General features: G+C 53.7%; 17 protein-coding genes, 1 pseudogene and 1 riboswitch. All 18 genes and pseudogenes read right to left on the minus strand.

Annotated elements, in window-relative coordinates; translation table 11 throughout:
• Positions 1–324 precede the first annotated feature (324 nt).
• Positions 325–744 (minus strand): annotated as a pseudogene (locus HPY90_RS11990) (ATP-binding cassette domain-containing protein); the annotation flags it as partial.
• Positions 745–1,165: 421 nt separating this feature from the next.
• On the minus strand, positions 1,166–1,846 hold the full coding sequence (locus tag HPY90_RS11995) for a TIGR00266 family protein (protein WP_273698836.1): 681 nt from the start codon (positions 1,844–1,846) through the stop codon (positions 1,166–1,168).
• Between the two features lie 18 nt (positions 1,847–1,864).
• The gene (locus tag HPY90_RS12000; RefSeq protein ID WP_287194766.1) at positions 1,865–2,557 is read right to left on the minus strand and encodes a TIGR00266 family protein; all 693 of its coding nucleotides are present in this window, start codon (positions 2,555–2,557) and stop codon (positions 1,865–1,867) included.
• A 265-nt stretch (positions 2,558–2,822) separates the two neighbouring features.
• Positions 2,823–3,617: a type 4a pilus biogenesis protein PilO gene (locus HPY90_RS12005; protein WP_287194767.1), complete on the minus strand. Its 795-nt coding sequence runs from the start codon at positions 3,615–3,617 to the stop codon at positions 2,823–2,825.
• A 37-nt stretch (positions 3,618–3,654) separates the two neighbouring features.
• Entirely contained in the window at positions 3,655–4,218 is a 564-nt protein-coding gene (locus HPY90_RS12010) for a PilN domain-containing protein (RefSeq protein WP_287194768.1), read from the minus strand.
• Between the two features lie 9 nt (positions 4,219–4,227).
• Positions 4,228–5,145, minus strand: a complete 918-nt coding sequence (gene pilM / locus HPY90_RS12015) for a type IV pilus biogenesis protein PilM (protein WP_287194770.1) — start codon at positions 5,143–5,145, stop codon at positions 4,228–4,230.
• A 10-nt stretch (positions 5,146–5,155) separates the two neighbouring features.
• Positions 5,156–6,871: a chitobiase/beta-hexosaminidase C-terminal domain-containing protein gene (locus tag HPY90_RS12020; protein WP_287194772.1), complete on the minus strand. Its 1,716-nt coding sequence runs from the start codon at positions 6,869–6,871 to the stop codon at positions 5,156–5,158.
• Between the two features lie 94 nt (positions 6,872–6,965).
• Positions 6,966–7,622: a prepilin-type N-terminal cleavage/methylation domain-containing protein gene (locus HPY90_RS12025; protein WP_287194774.1), complete on the minus strand. Its 657-nt coding sequence runs from the start codon at positions 7,620–7,622 to the stop codon at positions 6,966–6,968.
• Complete coding sequence (locus HPY90_RS12030) at positions 7,606–7,986, minus strand: type IV pilus modification PilV family protein (RefSeq protein WP_287194789.1); 381 nt, start codon at positions 7,984–7,986, stop codon at positions 7,606–7,608. Before HPY90_RS12030 ends, HPY90_RS12025 begins: the two co-directional genes overlap by 17 nt.
• The gene (locus HPY90_RS12035) at positions 7,986–8,462 is read right to left on the minus strand and encodes a prepilin-type N-terminal cleavage/methylation domain-containing protein (RefSeq protein WP_287194776.1); all 477 of its coding nucleotides are present in this window, start codon (positions 8,460–8,462) and stop codon (positions 7,986–7,988) included. The genes HPY90_RS12030 and HPY90_RS12035 overlap by 1 nt, the downstream gene beginning before the upstream one ends.
• A 10-nt stretch (positions 8,463–8,472) precedes the next feature.
• On the minus strand, positions 8,473–9,681 hold the full coding sequence (locus tag HPY90_RS12040; RefSeq protein WP_287194779.1) for a type II secretion system F family protein: 1,209 nt from the start codon (positions 9,679–9,681) through the stop codon (positions 8,473–8,475).
• Positions 9,682–9,745: 64 nt separating this feature from the next.
• A complete protein-coding gene (locus tag HPY90_RS12045; protein WP_287194781.1) occupies positions 9,746–11,446 on the minus strand; it encodes a GspE/PulE family protein in 1,701 nt (566 codons plus the stop codon).
• 196 nt (positions 11,447–11,642) lie between these two features.
• Positions 11,643–12,134: a type II secretion system protein gene (locus tag HPY90_RS12050; protein WP_287194783.1), complete on the minus strand. Its 492-nt coding sequence runs from the start codon at positions 12,132–12,134 to the stop codon at positions 11,643–11,645.
• An 87-nt stretch (positions 12,135–12,221) separates the two neighbouring features.
• A complete protein-coding gene (locus tag HPY90_RS12055; RefSeq protein ID WP_287194785.1) occupies positions 12,222–12,962 on the minus strand; it encodes a prepilin peptidase in 741 nt (246 codons plus the stop codon).
• A gap of 262 nt (positions 12,963–13,224) precedes the next feature.
• Positions 13,225–13,310, minus strand: a riboswitch (cyclic di-GMP riboswitch).
• A 78-nt stretch (positions 13,311–13,388) separates the two neighbouring features.
• Positions 13,389–14,612: a type IV pilus twitching motility protein PilT gene (locus HPY90_RS12060; RefSeq protein WP_353733661.1), complete on the minus strand. Its 1,224-nt coding sequence runs from the start codon at positions 14,610–14,612 to the stop codon at positions 13,389–13,391.
• Positions 14,613–14,752: 140 nt separating this feature from the next.
• Complete coding sequence (locus tag HPY90_RS12065) at positions 14,753–15,574, minus strand: methyl-accepting chemotaxis protein (RefSeq protein ID WP_273698824.1); 822 nt, start codon at positions 15,572–15,574, stop codon at positions 14,753–14,755.
• 222 nt (positions 15,575–15,796) lie between these two features.
• Complete coding sequence (locus HPY90_RS12070) at positions 15,797–16,222, minus strand: type II toxin-antitoxin system VapC family toxin (RefSeq protein ID WP_013175365.1); 426 nt, start codon at positions 16,220–16,222, stop codon at positions 15,797–15,799.
• On the minus strand, positions 16,206–16,457 hold the full coding sequence (locus HPY90_RS12075) for an AbrB/MazE/SpoVT family DNA-binding domain-containing protein (RefSeq protein WP_013175366.1): 252 nt from the start codon (positions 16,455–16,457) through the stop codon (positions 16,206–16,208). The genes HPY90_RS12070 and HPY90_RS12075 overlap by 17 nt, the downstream gene beginning before the upstream one ends.
• Between the last annotated feature and the right edge of the window lie 388 nt (positions 16,458–16,845).

The following is a 16,845-nucleotide window of genomic DNA, read 5'->3' on the forward strand; positions in this document are numbered from 1 at the left end:
GGCTTCCTTCAGCACCCACCTGCGGCGGGTACCCGGCGTCACCGCGAACACCCTTGCCTTAGGCTAACGGCTACTGCTACCTTCACCGCTCGGGACTTCCACCCTATAGCCAGCGCCCATGCCGGGCGCACATAAGTAACCGCGCGGGTTCGCGCGGTTTTAACTTTTATGCCGATTTACTATTTTGCAAATTATACGAACTAGGAATGGCTCTCATTCCGCACGAAGGTTCATCGCGATTGTAGTCGACGATCCGCTTTTCAACAGTGGGAGTACCCTTATATCGAAATCGGTTTTTGCGCACGAAAGGAGAAAGAAAAGAGTCTAACCAAGCAGCATTCTATCGTTCTCTATCCCGCTTCCGCTTCTCTGGCTAAAGAGGGATACGAGTTTCTCCACAGTCATGTTTTCGCGTTCAGGGCCCGCAATATCCAGTATAAGACGGCCATTATGCATCATGACGGTACGAGTACCGTATTCCAAGGCTTCCCTCATATTGTGCGTAACCATGATGGTTGTTAGTTGATGCTCCAAAACGATGTCCCGTGTTAGTTTAAGCACCCTCTGGGCAGTCGCAGGGTCCAAAGCTGCCGTGTGTTCGTCGAGCAACAACAGGCGCGGTCTCACAATGGTAGCCATGAGCAGAGTAAGGGCTTGTCTTTCTCCGCCCGATAGAAACCCGACCTTCTGTCGTATTCTATCTTCCAATCCCAGGCCGAGTTCAGCCAATTTGTCCCTGAACAGCAAGGAAGGAGAAATACAAAAGGCCGGCGAGAACCAGCCTTTATCTTTTCAGCCGATGCTCTTCTCACCTCATACCTTCTCCTCTCGTCTGGTCTATTCTCAGCTTCTCGCGATCTGTATTTTGAACCTCTTAAAATTGATTGTATGCCCACTTCTTTTGTGCGTCAACAAGATATTCATCTGCAAACCATGCAAATCAGGGACCGTTGGTCAGGTTCGCAGCACGGACCACTGGTACTATGAAAAGGTCTTATTAGGTGGTACGGTGCTCCGGACCAAATTAGGTCGCTCGCTTCACAAGGAGATCCCAAAGCACTTGTGGCAGAGGATTCTGAAAAAACAGCTCAAAATAACTGAAAAAGAGCTTGGGGATTCCCTATAATATCTGCGCGTTGTTTGCTAAACCACAAAAACAAGTCTTTTACCCTTCCTTAGCCGGCAAAAGCGGGATCAGCCAGTCGAGGAAGGCGCGGGTGCTGCGGGTCTGCAGGAAAATGGTGCCGGGACCTTCATATTCGCAAACCAGGCCTTCGCCGCTGGTGATGGTACTCATTATCCCGGCTGCGGCTTTTTTTATGGAGTAATTAACGGTTGACTGAAAAGCCACGATATGACTGGTGTCCACTACGTATCTCTCTCCTGGCCCCAGTTTTTTCTCCATGATAGCTCCATAACTGGTCAATATCAGCATCCCACTGCCGCTGATCTTGAGAAGGAACAGCCCCTCGCCTGCGAAAAAGGTTTTGGCTCCTCCGAATTTGGTGTCGATCTGAAGGCTGGTGTCACCTGCCAGGTAAGAACCCGACTGGACGAAGTAGGTCTCGTTGTTGAGAACCAGGCCCATTACGTCCCCGGGTACAGCCGGTGCCAGTGTAACTTCACCGCTGCCGCCTTCCGCCACGTAGTTGCTGACAAAGAAACTTTCCCCGCCCAGAACTTTGCGCTTCAGGGCTCCCATGAACCCTCCTTTCATTTCCGTTTTCAAGCTTATGGTAGGGCTCATAGAGACCATAGCTCCTGGTTCCGCCTGTATGCCTTCCCCTGGGTTAAGCTTCACCACCGCCAAAGAATATGAAGGACGGTAAAGAATCTCTAACTGCACGTTTCTCCCTCCTCACGATCAATCATCGTCTCGGCTGCTGCGCTTGACCGGGCGGTACTTATCAATCCACCCCGCGTAGGCGACCGCATTGCGGCTCTGTGCCCAGACCTTGCCTGGACCCCGAAAACGACAGACAAAACCTTCACCGCTGGTGAGAAACGACTTAAAGCCGCCTGCCGAAGTCACCGTGTACATCGTGCTCCCGTGGAACCCCGCTACGTGGCCTGTGTCGATAACGTAATCTTCTTCTAACCCGAGTGTTGTCTCCTTAAGAGCGCCGAAAGCAGCCAGCCAGACAAGTCCCGTGCCCGTAATTTCCAGCAGGAAAAGCATGTTGCCGGCAAAGAACCCCCTCGCTCCTCCCCACCCGGCATTGACATGGACTCCAGGGGTACAGGCGACAAAGGCGCCAGACTGCGCGTAGATAGTCTCGTTATTCAAAGAAACGCACCACATGTCACCCGGTTGACCCCTCCCCAATACCAGTTCGGCTTCTCCCAGAGCGGTAAACGTAGTGGTAAAGAAAGACTCCTTGCCAAAAAAGGACCTGGCCACGCTTTTCAAAACCCCGCCCCGGGCAAATTCTGCTTTTACTTCTAGGTTCGGGGTCATAGCGATCATGGCTCCCGGCTCAGCGATCACGCTCTCTCCCGGGAGCAGCTTGATTTTAGCCACCGCGTACTCCGGGGAATAGAGTATTTCCTGTTCCAACCTCCATCCCTCCATTCTTCACAAAATGTGACTTAAACAAGCTCAGGTCTACAAAAGCGCGAAAAGGCCAAAATTCACAACTTTAAGCTTGGAACCAGGGCTCCCTTATTCCTTTTTTCTCCATGATTGCGGTTCAGTTCACCCTGCCCCACTATCTTGGGGTAAAACCAGAATAACCAAAAATGCAGGGATTTTTCAACGCGGAAAGCCGGGTTGTCAAGGACAAATAGATTGTCATGATGCTGTGAGCGCGAGAAGAGATGAACTACTTAGGATTGCTGATCTCCGTACTTGGGCCGGGATACCCGCTCTCCGTCTCCTCTCCAGTATTAACCGGGGATGAGGGTGCAGCAGTTGCTGAGCCTTGGCTGTTCACCTGCTCTAGGACAGACGGTTTCAGCATTTCGTAAGGCCAGGACTTGGGCAGAATGAAGTTCATGAAAGGAGAATTTTCGGGATCCTTTTGCGGCCGACCTAGGACGAACACGCGTACTGTAAGCGAACACAGCACGTTGTCCCAGGCCACGACTTCCAACTGCAGGTTCTCGATCTGGACCAACCTCGGCATTTCTTCTATCCCTTTTAGGAAAGCGTATACCTGGTAGGGCGAACCGTAGATATTAAGCTTCAGGTCATAGGTGGTATAGCCGCTGCGGCTGACCGGTTTTTCTATCTTTATTCCTGATTTGCGATCACCTTTCCAAGCCGGCTTGACCCCGCATTTTTCAGCCAGCCCTGATATGTAAACCGTAACCCCGGGCAGGTCTTGGTAATCGGGCACGACTTCCCTCAATTCTGCCAGCTTCTCATCTAGGCCCGCGATATCCTTTTGCATCCCTTGGATGTCATCCCAGTGTTCCTTTTCAGCCCGGGCTACGGCCTTTCCCATCTCGGCTTGTTCAGTTTTGAGCCGGTTTATGTTATTCAGGTGAGGATAGAAATACCATTTATACGCTGCCCAGAGGCCCAAAAAGGACAGCAAAATAGCGAAAATAAGCCTCAACTTGTGTTGTTCAGCGAACCCAAATGAAAAAAGCCTGCGTTTCAACAATGCTGCCATCACCGTTCCTCAGGGTTAGTTGACGTGACGCCGGAAATCAATTGCCGGGCGAACTTCCGGCTCCGGCTTTAAGGGGAAGGTAAAATTCAACCTGGGCAACGCCCGAACCTAGGGGCACCTCGTTGGTTTCGATCCTATCGAATAATCCTAGGGAATCAAGCCCAGCCATGAACCTGGCAGCAGCCAAGGTACTGGTGGCTTCGCACTTCAGCCGAACGGCCTTCCCTGCCTCCACCTCCATATCGGTCACCCAGAGCCCTGGCGGAAGAGCATCGTAAATGGCGTCTATGATAGCAACCGCCGAGCTGTTTTGTTCCTTGAGTTTGTCCACCACCGCTTTTTCCCGGAGGTACTGCTTCTTCTTGGCTACCAGTTCTTCGCGGTAGGGCCTACCTTTTTCCAGTTCCCGGTAACGAGCGGTCAAGAGCTCGAGTTGGTAACGTTCGCGCGCTTCTACATACAGCGGCAAAGAAAAAGCCAAACCCGCCAGGATTCCTGCCGCGACTGCAAGTTTAACCCGGTTCCGAAACCTCTCCTGTTTTTCACGCTCGCGCAGAACCGTTTCCGGTAAAAAGTTAAGCTCTTTAACCAGCCTTCTCACACTAACTGTTCAACCCTTTCTGAGAAGTGCTCCTAACAAGACCGCATGAGTACACACCGCCTGGCTGCCAGCCTTTCCCCGGCGGCTGCAAACCGGCAATCCCGCCGGGCCGGCCAGCACTTCCACCGGAACCGGTAAAAACTCGGCTAGTCTGGTTACCCATTCGCCATCGCAGCCTGCTTGTCCTGCCATCCAGACCTGCTCGATGGTTTTTCCCTGGTTGCGAGAGGAATAAAAATCAAGATAGCCCCGCACCTCCCGGGCTACTTCCTCAGATTGAACCAGGTCCAACCCGGCAAAAGGCAGGTCGGCGTGTACCAGCAAGCCTCCTTTTTCTATTACCATCACAAAGCCCCCGTCAGCCCTCAGGTTCAAAACAACGCTGTCTGGCCAGGACGAAGTCCGAAACAACCGCAAGATGGAGCGGGGAGCGACTTCGACCGCTTCTATGTATGCATCCCACGCCTGGGCCATAATCCCGACCTGCTCCACCATATAGCGGGGTACGCCGGCCAGGAAGACCTGGTAATAACTACCTTCGTCGCCGTCATCTACCATCTTCAGCACTGCGTAATCGGAGACGTACTCGTCAGGATCCACCGGCAGGAGCGAACCCATCTCCCTCGCCAGAAAATCTCGCAGGAGCCGGGGCTTTAAAACCGGAACCCGGGCCGTTCTCGCCACAATGCCCCTTCGGTCCAGGACCACCATGTATCGTTTCGCCGATAATCCTTGTTCCTGAGCAAGGTTTTTGATCCGTTCCCCTACCGCGAAGAGATCGCCTGCGTCCCGTGCCCTCCCCAGGCCTTCCTCCAAAGACAAGGCAGCAAACCCCTCGACAAACACACGCTTGCCATCTCCCCGGCCCAGAAGCAGCCGCACGCACTTTTCTTCCAGTGATATATAAAGCTTGTTCCTCCGAAACATAACGTCACCTCTAAGGAACGGTAATAATACCGTTGGTTATGCTGCCTTCCCGCGGACGCCCTACTATCTTGACCGCAATACTGTTGACGAGATCCCTCGGGTAGGCCTGCGCTGCATCATCCCAGTCTCTGAAAACCGCTTGATTTACATAAATTGAACGCAGCGGTTCCAACGTACCGGCGGTCATAACTATTTCCCCTGTTAACCCGGAGTCTAAGACCGCCTGGGAAACGTCGATGTCGGCGAGACTGGTTATACGTATACTCCCGCCTATCGATATCCTAAGGCTGCTGCCGCTGGCGTCGATTGCTCCGCGGGCGTCAAGTAAAACATCGCCCGCAAAAGTCGTGCAGTCGACATGCTTGGCTTCTATACCACCGGTTTGGCTGCTTATTCTAATTCCGGACGCCGCTTCTATAGTACTGCTGTCATTAGGATTACCCGGGTCGAAAAGGCGGACCGTTCCTTGGGCATTCAGAACGGCTTGTCCCAAAAGGGAAGAAATCTTTGTTCTGCTGACTTCAATTTCTTCTTCGGCGTTAATGCTAACTGTTGAAAATGCTTGAATGTTACCTCTATCAAGGACCACACCTGCTGAGCTGTCCAAGCTAATTCCGCCAAACCCGGCCTTAATGTCAGAACGCTTCACCGCCAATTGACCTGAGACCGCATTTACAGCTATGTCTCCCAGCGAACTGTAAATCCCTGCCCTGCTTTGCCCCTGTCCGGAGACAGTAACCGTTCCTCCTTTTAACGTCACAGCGGTTGTACCAAACAACGGCGTTTCATTGCCTACCCGGGCCTGATCGATAATCACTGGGCCGCTCCCCCCGTCAAGGCAGATCGGAGCCAGCCAGGTATTTATTTCTACCCCTTTTCCAATAACAATACCGTTGGCAGCTCGGTAGTCTACCTGCGTAAACCAGGGCGGGCTGATGGCCCCCACCCCCTGCGGGATTACCAGCCGGTAAGGGGTTGCCAATACCTGCCCACTCTCCAGGCGTTGCTTGGGCACGATCTCTTCGCCCGGATCATAACGGTTGTCATAGTCGCGGTCTATGAAAGCAAACCCGGTACCTATGTCGTAGCTGAATTGAGCGATATCGCTTTGTAGGCCGTTTTTTACTGCTATGGCCTTAATGGTTGTCGATGTTCCTATAGTAATAGGTCCTACATACACCGGGCTGTCTGTAGTCGGATCCTCGCCATTCAGCGTGTAATAGATTACGGCTCCCGGGGTCGTAGTTGAAAGCGTAACCGTTTGCGGTTGTGCATAGTACCCTGGCGGGGGCGATGCTTGGGGAGCCGCAGGCCTCAGTATAACGTAATCGAATACAGCAATCGTACTGGTTATACCGTCTTTAACCGCTATTGCTTTTATAGTAGTAGAACTTACTACAGTTATGGGCTGCACGTACAACTGGCTCTGGGGAGTTGGATCCTCGCCATCAGTAGTATAGTGGATCGACGCTCCCGGCGACGTCGATGTCAGAGCTACATCCAAGCGCCGGTCATAGGTGCCGGGCGGCGGGTCGGTTCGAGGCGGATCAAAAGTACTCGGAGAAACTACCCTGGTATCATCGACCTCGGAGATAGTGCGGCTGGTATGCAGATCTCCGGAACCGACCACCAGCATTGTCGTCCCAATACTTAATAGTATCAAAGTTACGATAATGACCATCACCAGGGCTGCGCCCCTCGTACTGTGGTTTCCCGATTTCGGCATACCATTATACCCCCGCTCGCACCCTATTCGCGAGCCAAGCAGTGTATTCCGCACTATCCAGTGGAGAGCATATCAAAGTAGATAAATGCCAGCTTTAATCACCGATCCAACCCGAGTACACATAGGTGGTTACCCTGCAGGTCGCTTCGCCAATGCCTTCTTTATCCGTTTCGACCGAAACACGGAGAAAAACAGCATCGTCAGGAAGTTCTAATACCTCTGAACCCCCATTTATGTACGGCTTTATATCCGTGCCTAACACCGTAGAAATCTCAAGGCTATCAACGTATTTTGCCACTTCTAGCCAGTCGCCTTCGTTTTCATCATAGCGATAAAGAGAGCGGTCACTACCCCGGAATATCTGGCATTCCGCGGAATGGTCCTCGTCTATACTCAGCACTTGGTGCGGCTCTTCTCCTTCTATGCCTAATATCTTAGTCCTGGTCGGATCAACCTCCAGAGTCCACTTGCGGTCCCTACGCGCTTCATCCAAAACATCAACAATAGCCTCCATGGCTGCCCTTGCTTCCGCTATGTTTTCCCGTTCGACCAAAAACGAAGAAAGCATGCCGAAGTACGCCTTCAATATCCCTGCCACTACCCCCAATACTACCGCCAAGACCGCTAGCACTAGCATTACCTCTAACAGGGTGAAACCGCGTGACGAGCGGCTACAGTCCACCCCGCTCCCTTCGGTTACTTTTCTATTCTCTGTTTCAGCATGCGTCTTCCCATTAGTAATCATCTTCATCGTTTCTACCGCAAATCTGTGCCGACAAACGATTCCCTTCGTACTTTATCTTCGCCTTCCACTCCTTGGGCTCAGGCCCTTCATATAACAAAAGGTCTTTTTCTACCCCTTCCTCCCGAATCTTGAGCGGGTACACCCACACCTCGCTCTCTTGTGGAGAGAGTGTTCCAGATGCGGCCAGGACCGCAGCTATCTCCAGCACAGATCTTTCAGTATACGCCCTCTGTAATTCCCGGTAGCTGTCAGCTAGAAGCTCGTAAGCTACCTTCACCATCCCGGCCATTACAGTCAAAACCGCCACCAGTACACCTACCGCGATCAACACCTCTATTAGAGTAAAACCACCACGCCTTTTTCTTGCCATCACGGATATACGACCTCCACCCTGCCGGTATAAGGCTTGACTTTCACCTGAGCCCGGCTGCTGCCGCTAATGCCGACTGTTATGGCAATCTCCTGGGTGAGTTCCGAGCCGCCAGCGCTGATCGGCCGTCCCTGTTCGTCAAACCCGAATACGTCACCGCCAAGAGGCGGGTTGAGGCTTTCCAGCGCCACGGCACCGGGCCATTCACGCCGGCGCAGCTCTTCCTGCACGCCGTCAACCTCCCTGTACACCGAGTAGCCCCTTTCGTCGAACCGTACGCACACCCGCGTCTTTGCGGCGCGGGCCGCCGCCCGGGCCCATCCCAGGTCGACCTCCAGCACCCGCACCGACTGTTCCAGGTCGGCTTCGTGCAGCACCGGTTTGAAATCGGGCACGGCCACCGCTATCAACAGGCACAGGAGCCCGATTACCAGAAGAAGTTCCAGCAAAGTAAAGCCGCGGTGGAGAGATCTCATATCCAACTCCTCAGCGTTTGAAAGATGACACCAGGTCAAAAAGCGGGAACATAACCGAGAGAACGATGGTGCCGACTACTAGCCCCATGATCAATACCATGACCGGTTCCAAAAGGCTCATCAGCTGGGCTATGCCGGTTTGGGCCTCTTTTTCGTAAAAATCCGCCATTTGCAGCATGATCTCGTCCAGACTCCCGGTTTCTTCGCCTACCCTTATCATTTGGACCACCAAAGGGTCGAAATAACCGGTAGCTCCCAGGTGGTAGGCTATGGTATCGCCCCGTCTTACCCCTTCCACCGCTTTGTCCAAAGCCCTCGCCGCCACTTCGTTGCCAGCGTTTTCCCGCAGGAGCTCCAAAGCAGGCAGTACCGGTATGCCACTTCTGAACACCATAGCCGCCGTGCTGGCAAAACGAACCGTAACCACATTCCTGACTACGTTTCCAACTAGAGGTAGTTTGGCTACGGTTCGATCCCAGAGAAACCTGCCCTGAGGAGTAGCCAGGTATAAGGTCCCCGCCAATAGCACCGCTACCAGTACCACGGTTAGAGCCAGGAAATGGTTCTGCAAAAAATGCGTGATGCCCAGAATAACCCTGGTCACAAAAGGCAGGTTTGCCCCTGCCGAGTGAAGCAGGCTCTCAACCTGGGGAATCAAGAAAGCAAAAACATAAGCCAAGAGGCCGATGCTCACTACCGTCAGCAGGGCCGGGTAGATCAAGGCCCCTTTCACCCGCTTCTCCGTCTCGTACCGCTGCTGGTAGTATTGGCTCATGTTGTGCAGTATCTGCTCCAAGTTACCCGAAGCTTCTCCGGTGGCTACCATCCTGGCCAACAAACCGGGTATCAGGCTGTCCTCCGCCATCATGGCTTCCGACAAGCTCCTTCCGCTTAAGACCTCGCGGTACATCCGCAGAGCCTCCCTTCGCAAAAGCTTGTCGCTCACCTGGCGGCTGACCAGCTCCAGTCCATCGCTCACACCCATCCCCGATCGCAGAACCATAGCCATCTGCCGGCACAAAACGGCCAGGGACCGGGCCCCTATTTTCTTGGTGACCGGCGGTCTCCACTGCTGCCACCAAGCCTTGCTTCTGACGTAAACCGGCAGGATTCCCTGCTCCCGCAGCAGTGACTCAGCCATGACCGCACTATCTGCCTGCAGTACACCCTGTTCCAGGCGCCCGGCGGCGTTTACTCCCGCATAACTGAACTCCGGCACTTTACCCAGCTCCCCTTTGCTTATCGAGCTGCCGACAGAACCGAGTTAAATCCCGGCACTACTCTTAGTAAGAACTCGTGACCCGCAGGGCCTCTTCTAAGGTGGTGATTCCTTCCAGCACCTTGCGCCTGCAGTCTTCCCACAGGGGCACCATGCCCTTGAGTAACGCCGCCTCGCGCACTTCGTCGGCCGATACCCCGCGGTTGATGAGCTTTCTCAGCTCCCCGTCAACTTCCATGATCTCGAAAACGCCGGTTCGGCCCCGGTAGCCGGTTCCCCGGCAGGCTACACAGCCCCCGGATCGCACCAGCAGCAGAGCCTCGTCTTCAGGCATTCCCAGTATCCTCTTCTCTTCGGGACCGGCATCGTATTTTTCCCTGCAATCGGGGCAAACCTTTCGCACCAAGCGCTGAGCTATGACTCCAGCTAAGGAGGAAGCTATGAGATAAGGCATCAGTCCCATATCCATTAAGCGGATCACGGTGCTGGCAGCGTCGTTGGTGTGAAGCGTCGAAAGCACCAGGTGACCAGTCAATGCCGCCCTGGCCGCGATCTCCGCGGTTTCCTCGTCCCGTATCTCTCCCACCATTATGATGTCCGGGTCCTGCCGCAGCATGGTCCGCAGGCCGCTGGCAAAAGTCAGCCCGGCCTGGACGTTAATCTGGGTTTGGCTTATCCCTTCCATGTCGTATTCGATAGGATCCTCCAAAGTAGCGATGTTTTTTCGCTCCGAATCCATCTCGGCCAGCATCGCGTACAGGGTCGTGGTCTTACCGCTGCCGGTAGGCCCCGTTACCAGAATTATACCCCAGGGGCGGCTCACCAGCCGGTTGAATTTTTCTATATCTTCCGGGCTCAGCCCCAGCTGAGATTTATCAATAAAAAAAGAAGCCCGGTCGAGAATCCTGATGGCCACCTTTTCTCCGTAGGCGGTCGGCATGGTAGCAACCCTCAGGTCTACAGGCCGCCCGTCCACCCGGGTTACTATCTTTCCATCCTGGGGTATCCTTTTTTCCGCGATGTTGAGGCCGGCCATAACCTTGATGCGGCTCACAACCGGAGCGTGGGCCCGTATATCCGTACTCAATACTTCGTGGAGAACTCCGTCCACCCGGTTCCTCACCCGCATCCGCTTCTCGCTGGGCTCTATATGTATGTCGCTGGCCCGGCTCCGGACCGCGTTTTCGATTAAAGAATTCACCAGCCTCACCGCAGGCGCGCTCTCGATATCGAGAGCTGCTGCCGCCTGGGCTGCAGCCTCTTCCTGCATCCTGGACGCGTCGCGGGCCGCCTGCTCAGCCGCCCTTCGCTGGGAAAACACGTTTTCGATGGTGTCCAGGATGTCCTTTTCTGAGGCCAGCAGCGGAGTTACCGGCATGCCTGTTACCAGGCGGATGTCCTGCACCGCCAGCATGTCCAGGGGGTCCTTCATGGCCACGATAAGAGCACCGTCTACCACCTGGACAGGGATGGCCGTGTGGCGGCGCGCCAGGTTCTCCGGGATCCTGCGCGCTACCTCCACGTCGATAGGAGCGATCTTCAGATCGATGCTCCTGATCCCCAGCTGTTCTTCCAAGGCCCTGGCCAGCTCGGCTTCCGTAACAAAACCGTTCTTTACCAGAATATCCCCCAGACGCTGGCCCGGCCCAGCTTCCTTCTGCAGCTTCAGAGCCTGCTGCAGCTGGTCTTCGGTTATGGCCCCGGCCTGGAGCAAGAGTTCGCCCAGCCGGGGTCTGCCTCTACTTTCCTGGTTCATCCTAAACATCAACGTCCCTTCGCAAGCAGGAAAAACTTGAGGCTTAAGCTAAGTAAGTCGAGCTATCTAAAGCAAAGTTACCGGGAAAGTTTCCTGTGCGTAGTCCCCGGACCGACGTAGCCATGTTACCGCGATAGTGGTGTGTAAAGTAAGTCGGATTCAACAACAAAAATAAAAGTGCTGGAACCATCGACTGAAAACAAACCTACCGGACTCTAATGGGGCCACCTTCGATGGGTAGCTTATCTGCCCCATACGCAGTTATCACTATGGCCAGATCAGTACCATCGCTGACTTGCACCCAGACTATGCCCTTATACTCATTGCTGCCTCCACCGGGCGCGGCATCCGCTGAAATCACGACGGCATAGTTGCCGCTCGGACCTTGGGCCGCGCTCCTCTGTTCGGCATCGATCTTGCCCGTAAACGGGTTTGTCATATCAATGCCATTGATCTTGCTCTCTAAGGCATTTCGAAACTCGCTTCCACTGCTGTAGTTTTTATGCATCATTCCCTCAATTATGCCCTGAATTTGTCTAGCATTAGCAAGAACTCCCGTTTCCCGCGCAGAATTCTGGACCAAATTCGATTTGGGAATCAACACCGCAGCCAAAACCGCAATGACAGCAATCACTATCATCAGTTCTACCAGCGTAAAACCCTTCTGCTTCTTTCTCCTAATTTTCGACAGTGACATAACATCTCCTCCTTTTCTTAAGATTGCCTGAAGCTTACCGATAATCCTTATTCCCCGTCAGGTTCCCTCTGAGTCTCACCCCCTTCACTACGGCACCAGCAGCTTCAGGTACCAGTCAACAATCTCCTGCCCCCAGAAAAAGGCCACCAGGCCCCCGAGGGATAAGAAAGGGCCAAAGGGTATGAGATCCTTGGCGCCTTTTCTGCCTGCGACCACCAGCGATAAACCGACCAGGGCTCCAGAAACAAAAGCCACAAAAAGCCCCACCAAGGTGCCGCTCGCGCCCAGGAACAAGCCCAAAATTCCTGCCAGTTTAACATCTCCCCAGCCCATGCCGCCCCTAGACACCACCAAAACCAGCGCCAGGAAAGCGGCGGCCCCCAGTCCTGACGCCAGGCCCCACTTCAACCGAGTCCAGGAATCCAGGTACACCAAAATTCCACCTGCCAACACGGCAAAAACGATTACCTTGTCCGGTATGACCATGTGTTTCAGGTCGGCCACGGTGATGACGGTTAGGCAGGACACCAACACCCAGGCGAGTAGGACATTCCAGGAGTACCCGAACCGCGCCCAGGCACCGGCAAAGAGCAGCCCAGTTACCATCTCGACCACCGGGTATTGCAGGGAAAAGGGGGTTTGGCAGTAACGGCACCTGCCTTTGAGATAAATGTAGCTCAATACCGGGACCAGATCAAGCAATCCCAGCCTGTGCCCGCAGGCGGTGCAATGTGAAGGGGGGGATATCACGGATTCTCCCTTAGGTAGGCGTTCGATGCAGACGTTGAGAAAACTCCCGACCGATAGGCCCAGAAAAAAAACCAACAACCCCGTCCCCACCTGCACTCCCCTCCCCTTTGTTCGTCTGCTGATAGTCGTAGATTAACAATAGTCTTTTCTAAAAACTTAACCTTATTATCAAACAGTGCTGGATCTGATACGCGTAAGATTCCATCTCCGAATTGTTTTCTCACCAGTTATTCATCAGCGTTAATCAGCGTCTAATTCATAAATCAGTGTCGTCTATAATACAAAACCCCAGAACCTAAGATATGCTACGCTGTACTTAGGAATTCTGGGGTTAATTTCCTAAGGCAACCCGGCCGCCATAGACTCCTCGCCCTTAGGCCCGAGGCTTTGCGCCCTCACCTTTCGGTGAGTTTGCCCTCAGTTGTTATGTACTTCCACGATATTATAACCGCATTCTGGCTACCCTGGCAACCGTTTCATTATATGATATGGACCAGCCCGTCCCTAACCTCGCCTTTCCAGATACCTGGAAAGCAGGCGGGAATCGGCAGCTCTTTCCCTTGCCCGCTCCTCTGTGATCACACCCATTCTCACCAGTTCGGCCAAGGCACGATCCAGAGGTATCATCCCTTCCTGAGCTCCCGTTTCAATGATTGAAGGGACTTGATGGGTCTTACCTTCTCTGATCAGTGCTCTCGCCGCGTGGGTGACTACCAAAACCTCGGCTGCACACACCAGTCCCTGCCCGTCCAGGCGCGGAAGTAACTGTTGAGATATAACTCCGTGCAGCACCGAAGCCAGCTGGGCTCTAACCTGGGATTGCTGGTGCGGAGGAAAAGCATCGATTATACGCTCCACCGTCTCCGCCGCCGTATTGGTATGCAGGGTGGACAGAACCAGGTGCCCGGTTTCGGCTGCGGTAATAGCGGTAGCTATCGTTTCCAGGTCCCGCATCTCACCTACCATTATAACGTCGGGGTCTTCGCGCAGGGCAGCCCTCAATCCTTCGGCAAAACTCTCCACGTCTTCTCCTACCTCACGCTGGTTCACGATACTCTTTTTATGCCGGTGCAGGTACTCGATGGGGTCTTCGAGGGTTATTATGTGCTTCTTAAAGTTTACGTTGATGTGATTGACCATAGCCGCCAGAGTAGTCGATTTGCCCGAGCCGGTAGGCCCGGTTACCAATACCAACCCCCGCGGCAGTTCGGCCAGCCGCCGCACCACCAGACCCACTGAAGGCGTGCAGGGGAAGAGTTCTTCGGCCGTAGGTATTCTGCTGGCCAAAACCCGGCAGGCCACAGCGAAACTTCCTCGCTGCCGGTATACGTTTACCCGAAACCGCGAAAGCCCAGGGAGCGACACCGCGATATCGGCGTTGCCTTTCTTCTTCATCTCCTCGGAGCGGCGGGAATCCGCTACCAAACAGGTGGCAATTTCTTCGGTTTGCACCGGATTCAGGGCATGGCCAGCCTCGGGCCACATATGTAAAAATTGTCCAACTTCCCTGCGGCCTTCGTCCGGGCCTCTGGCCGCCAGGTCTCCGAGGTCCCAAAGGACTCCGTTCAGCCTCACTACCGGAGGCTTACCCACGGTGAGGTGAAGATCGGCGGCCCCCAGCCGTACCGCGCATACAAGAAGGTCGTGAAAAAACGATTCTCTTTTGTATCCTCTTCCTGCTGGACCCCCTGTGACATCGTGCTCCGCTTCTTGACGCTCACCCGGCAAAACACCAACCCCCTGTTTATCAACCCCTATAAAGAGGCGTCTCTCTAACCAGCGCAACTACAGGTTCGACGTCTATCAGAATACATACGACCAAAGGATCGAACCTATTTACAGTCATTGCCAGTTTGAGCGGCGTAATGCTACAGCTTGGCCGCAATCTCCTCCAGCTGCTCCGAAAGGGAGGCTACCTCCTCTACTGAAGCGGTGATCTCTTCTGCCGCCGCCGCCTGCTCCTCGGTACCCCTCACCATCTGGTTTACGTAATCTCCTAGGTGTTCTGTGACCTCGTGTATGCTCTTGGTCATGGCTTGAGCCGTGTCTACCAGGCTTCTTGACTCCTCCGCCAGCTTACGGACTTCGTCTGCTACAACCGCAAAACCCCGACCCTGTTCCCCAGCGCGGGCTGCTTCAATAGCCGCATTGAGACCAAGCATTTTAGACTCCGCCGCGATCTGCCTGATAGCTCCCGCTATTTCTTCAATCTTCCTGACCGCTTCTACCGCCGATTGAATCTCTTCCTGCAGCCGCTTGGCGCTCAGGTTGATCTCGTTAGCCGAAGCTGCCGTTTCCTCAATAGCTGCTGCAATCTGGTGCATGTTTTCCCGAAAAGCCTGGGCCATTTCTCTTGTTTTCACCGCGATATCTCGCGGAAAAGCTATCCCGTAAACCCCGATGGCGTTGCCATGGTCATCCAAAACAGGTACGCCAACACTCTTTAAAGCCACACCATATACGGACGCGTCTACCTCAATGACTACGGGCTGTTTGGTAAGCATCGCCCGTTCAATAGCGCCCCCTTTTTGAACCGGCTTTCCCACTTTAGCGAAGGGCACCTCAAAGTTCTTTTCCTCTACGACGGTAAATTTCTCGGTATCAGAAGCATATGCCACTGCCCTGTCCCAGAAGTGAAGAATCCTGCGCCCAATCTCCGCATAGTTCCTCCAAAAATCGATCGCTTCCACTTACCGTCCCCCCTTGCTGCTTTACTGGCATATAGGATTCCCAAACCTCTCCCCACCATGCTACCCCGGCTCTTATGCCCGTTCTTCAGGGCCATAAACAATATTTTGACACTATTTGTCTGCAGCGCTGCACGTAATACGCAATATACTTCTGTACAGCAACGACAAATTCCTTCCCTCGCCTGATTCATTCACCAAAAAAGATGTCGAACTCTTCGCTCGTCAAAAACGGTCCCCCTTTGCAAAAGGATCCAACGTGAAGCCACCATGCTCACAGGCTTCAAGTATTTCAGGATCCCGGGTAACGATTTCTCCTCTCGTCTCGTTAGCCAGGGCAAGAACAAATGCGTCAGCGTAGGAGATGCTGTACCTGCCTTTTAGTCTGGCCGCCTCCCAGACACGCGCATTTGTAGCGGGCATAACCTTCCACGGAAAAACGTGCCTGGTAACATCCGACATGAACAGGGCGGCATCCTGTTCGCGACCGACTTTTATCAAACGATAGACGACCTCACCAATGTTAATCGCCGAGATCCGGATATCCAGGGAACCCTTCTCGGCTTTTTCCATGAGGTCTTCTATATAAGAGGCGCCCGGTTCCTCCTGCATCCAGCACAACACAGCATAAGCGTCAAATACCTTGATCATCCCCGACCACCTCGAGCCTGTGTTCTTCTAGGTGTCCCTGAAGTGCCTGATCTCCTTTCAAGGCCCCCTTCCAGCGGTGCCAGTCGGTTTCGGTTAGCGGCTCAACGGGTTCAAGAATTATCCTGCCCCCGATTAAATCTACTTTCAACTGTTCGCCGGGCTTAAGCCCAAGATGTTCCCTTATTTTCTTAGGAAGAACTAGCTGTCCTTTTGAAGACAATCGGACTATCGACATGACCAATACCCCCTTTCTTACTTTCATTGTAAGACAGCTTTTCCCGAGGCACAACCTTTTCTACCTAAGGGATGGCAACAGACACATATCAGCTTTTCGGCTCCCACTTGCGGTTCTCCCCAACTTCTAGCACTCCCATTTTTCCAGACGCGCTTGGGTTTCTTTTCATCGAGTAGGAGGGGGCGGCTAACCCCCGTCCTCTCACACCACCGTACGTACCGTTCGGTATACGGCGGTTCATGAAACACTACAGAGTTTCCGGTATGTCTCATACAAGCTGATTAGTCCTTGGTTTCGCCAGTAGGCGAGCCCAAGGGCTTTGTTTACCTGCGGCGTGTTGGATAACCTCCAGTATCCCTTTCGCGATCCACTGATAAGCCTGGCCCAG

The sequence above is a fragment of the Syntrophothermus sp. genome, from assembly GCF_013314835.1.
Classification (GTDB): domain Bacteria; phylum Bacillota; class Syntrophomonadia; order Syntrophomonadales; family Syntrophothermaceae; genus Syntrophothermus; species Syntrophothermus lipocalidus.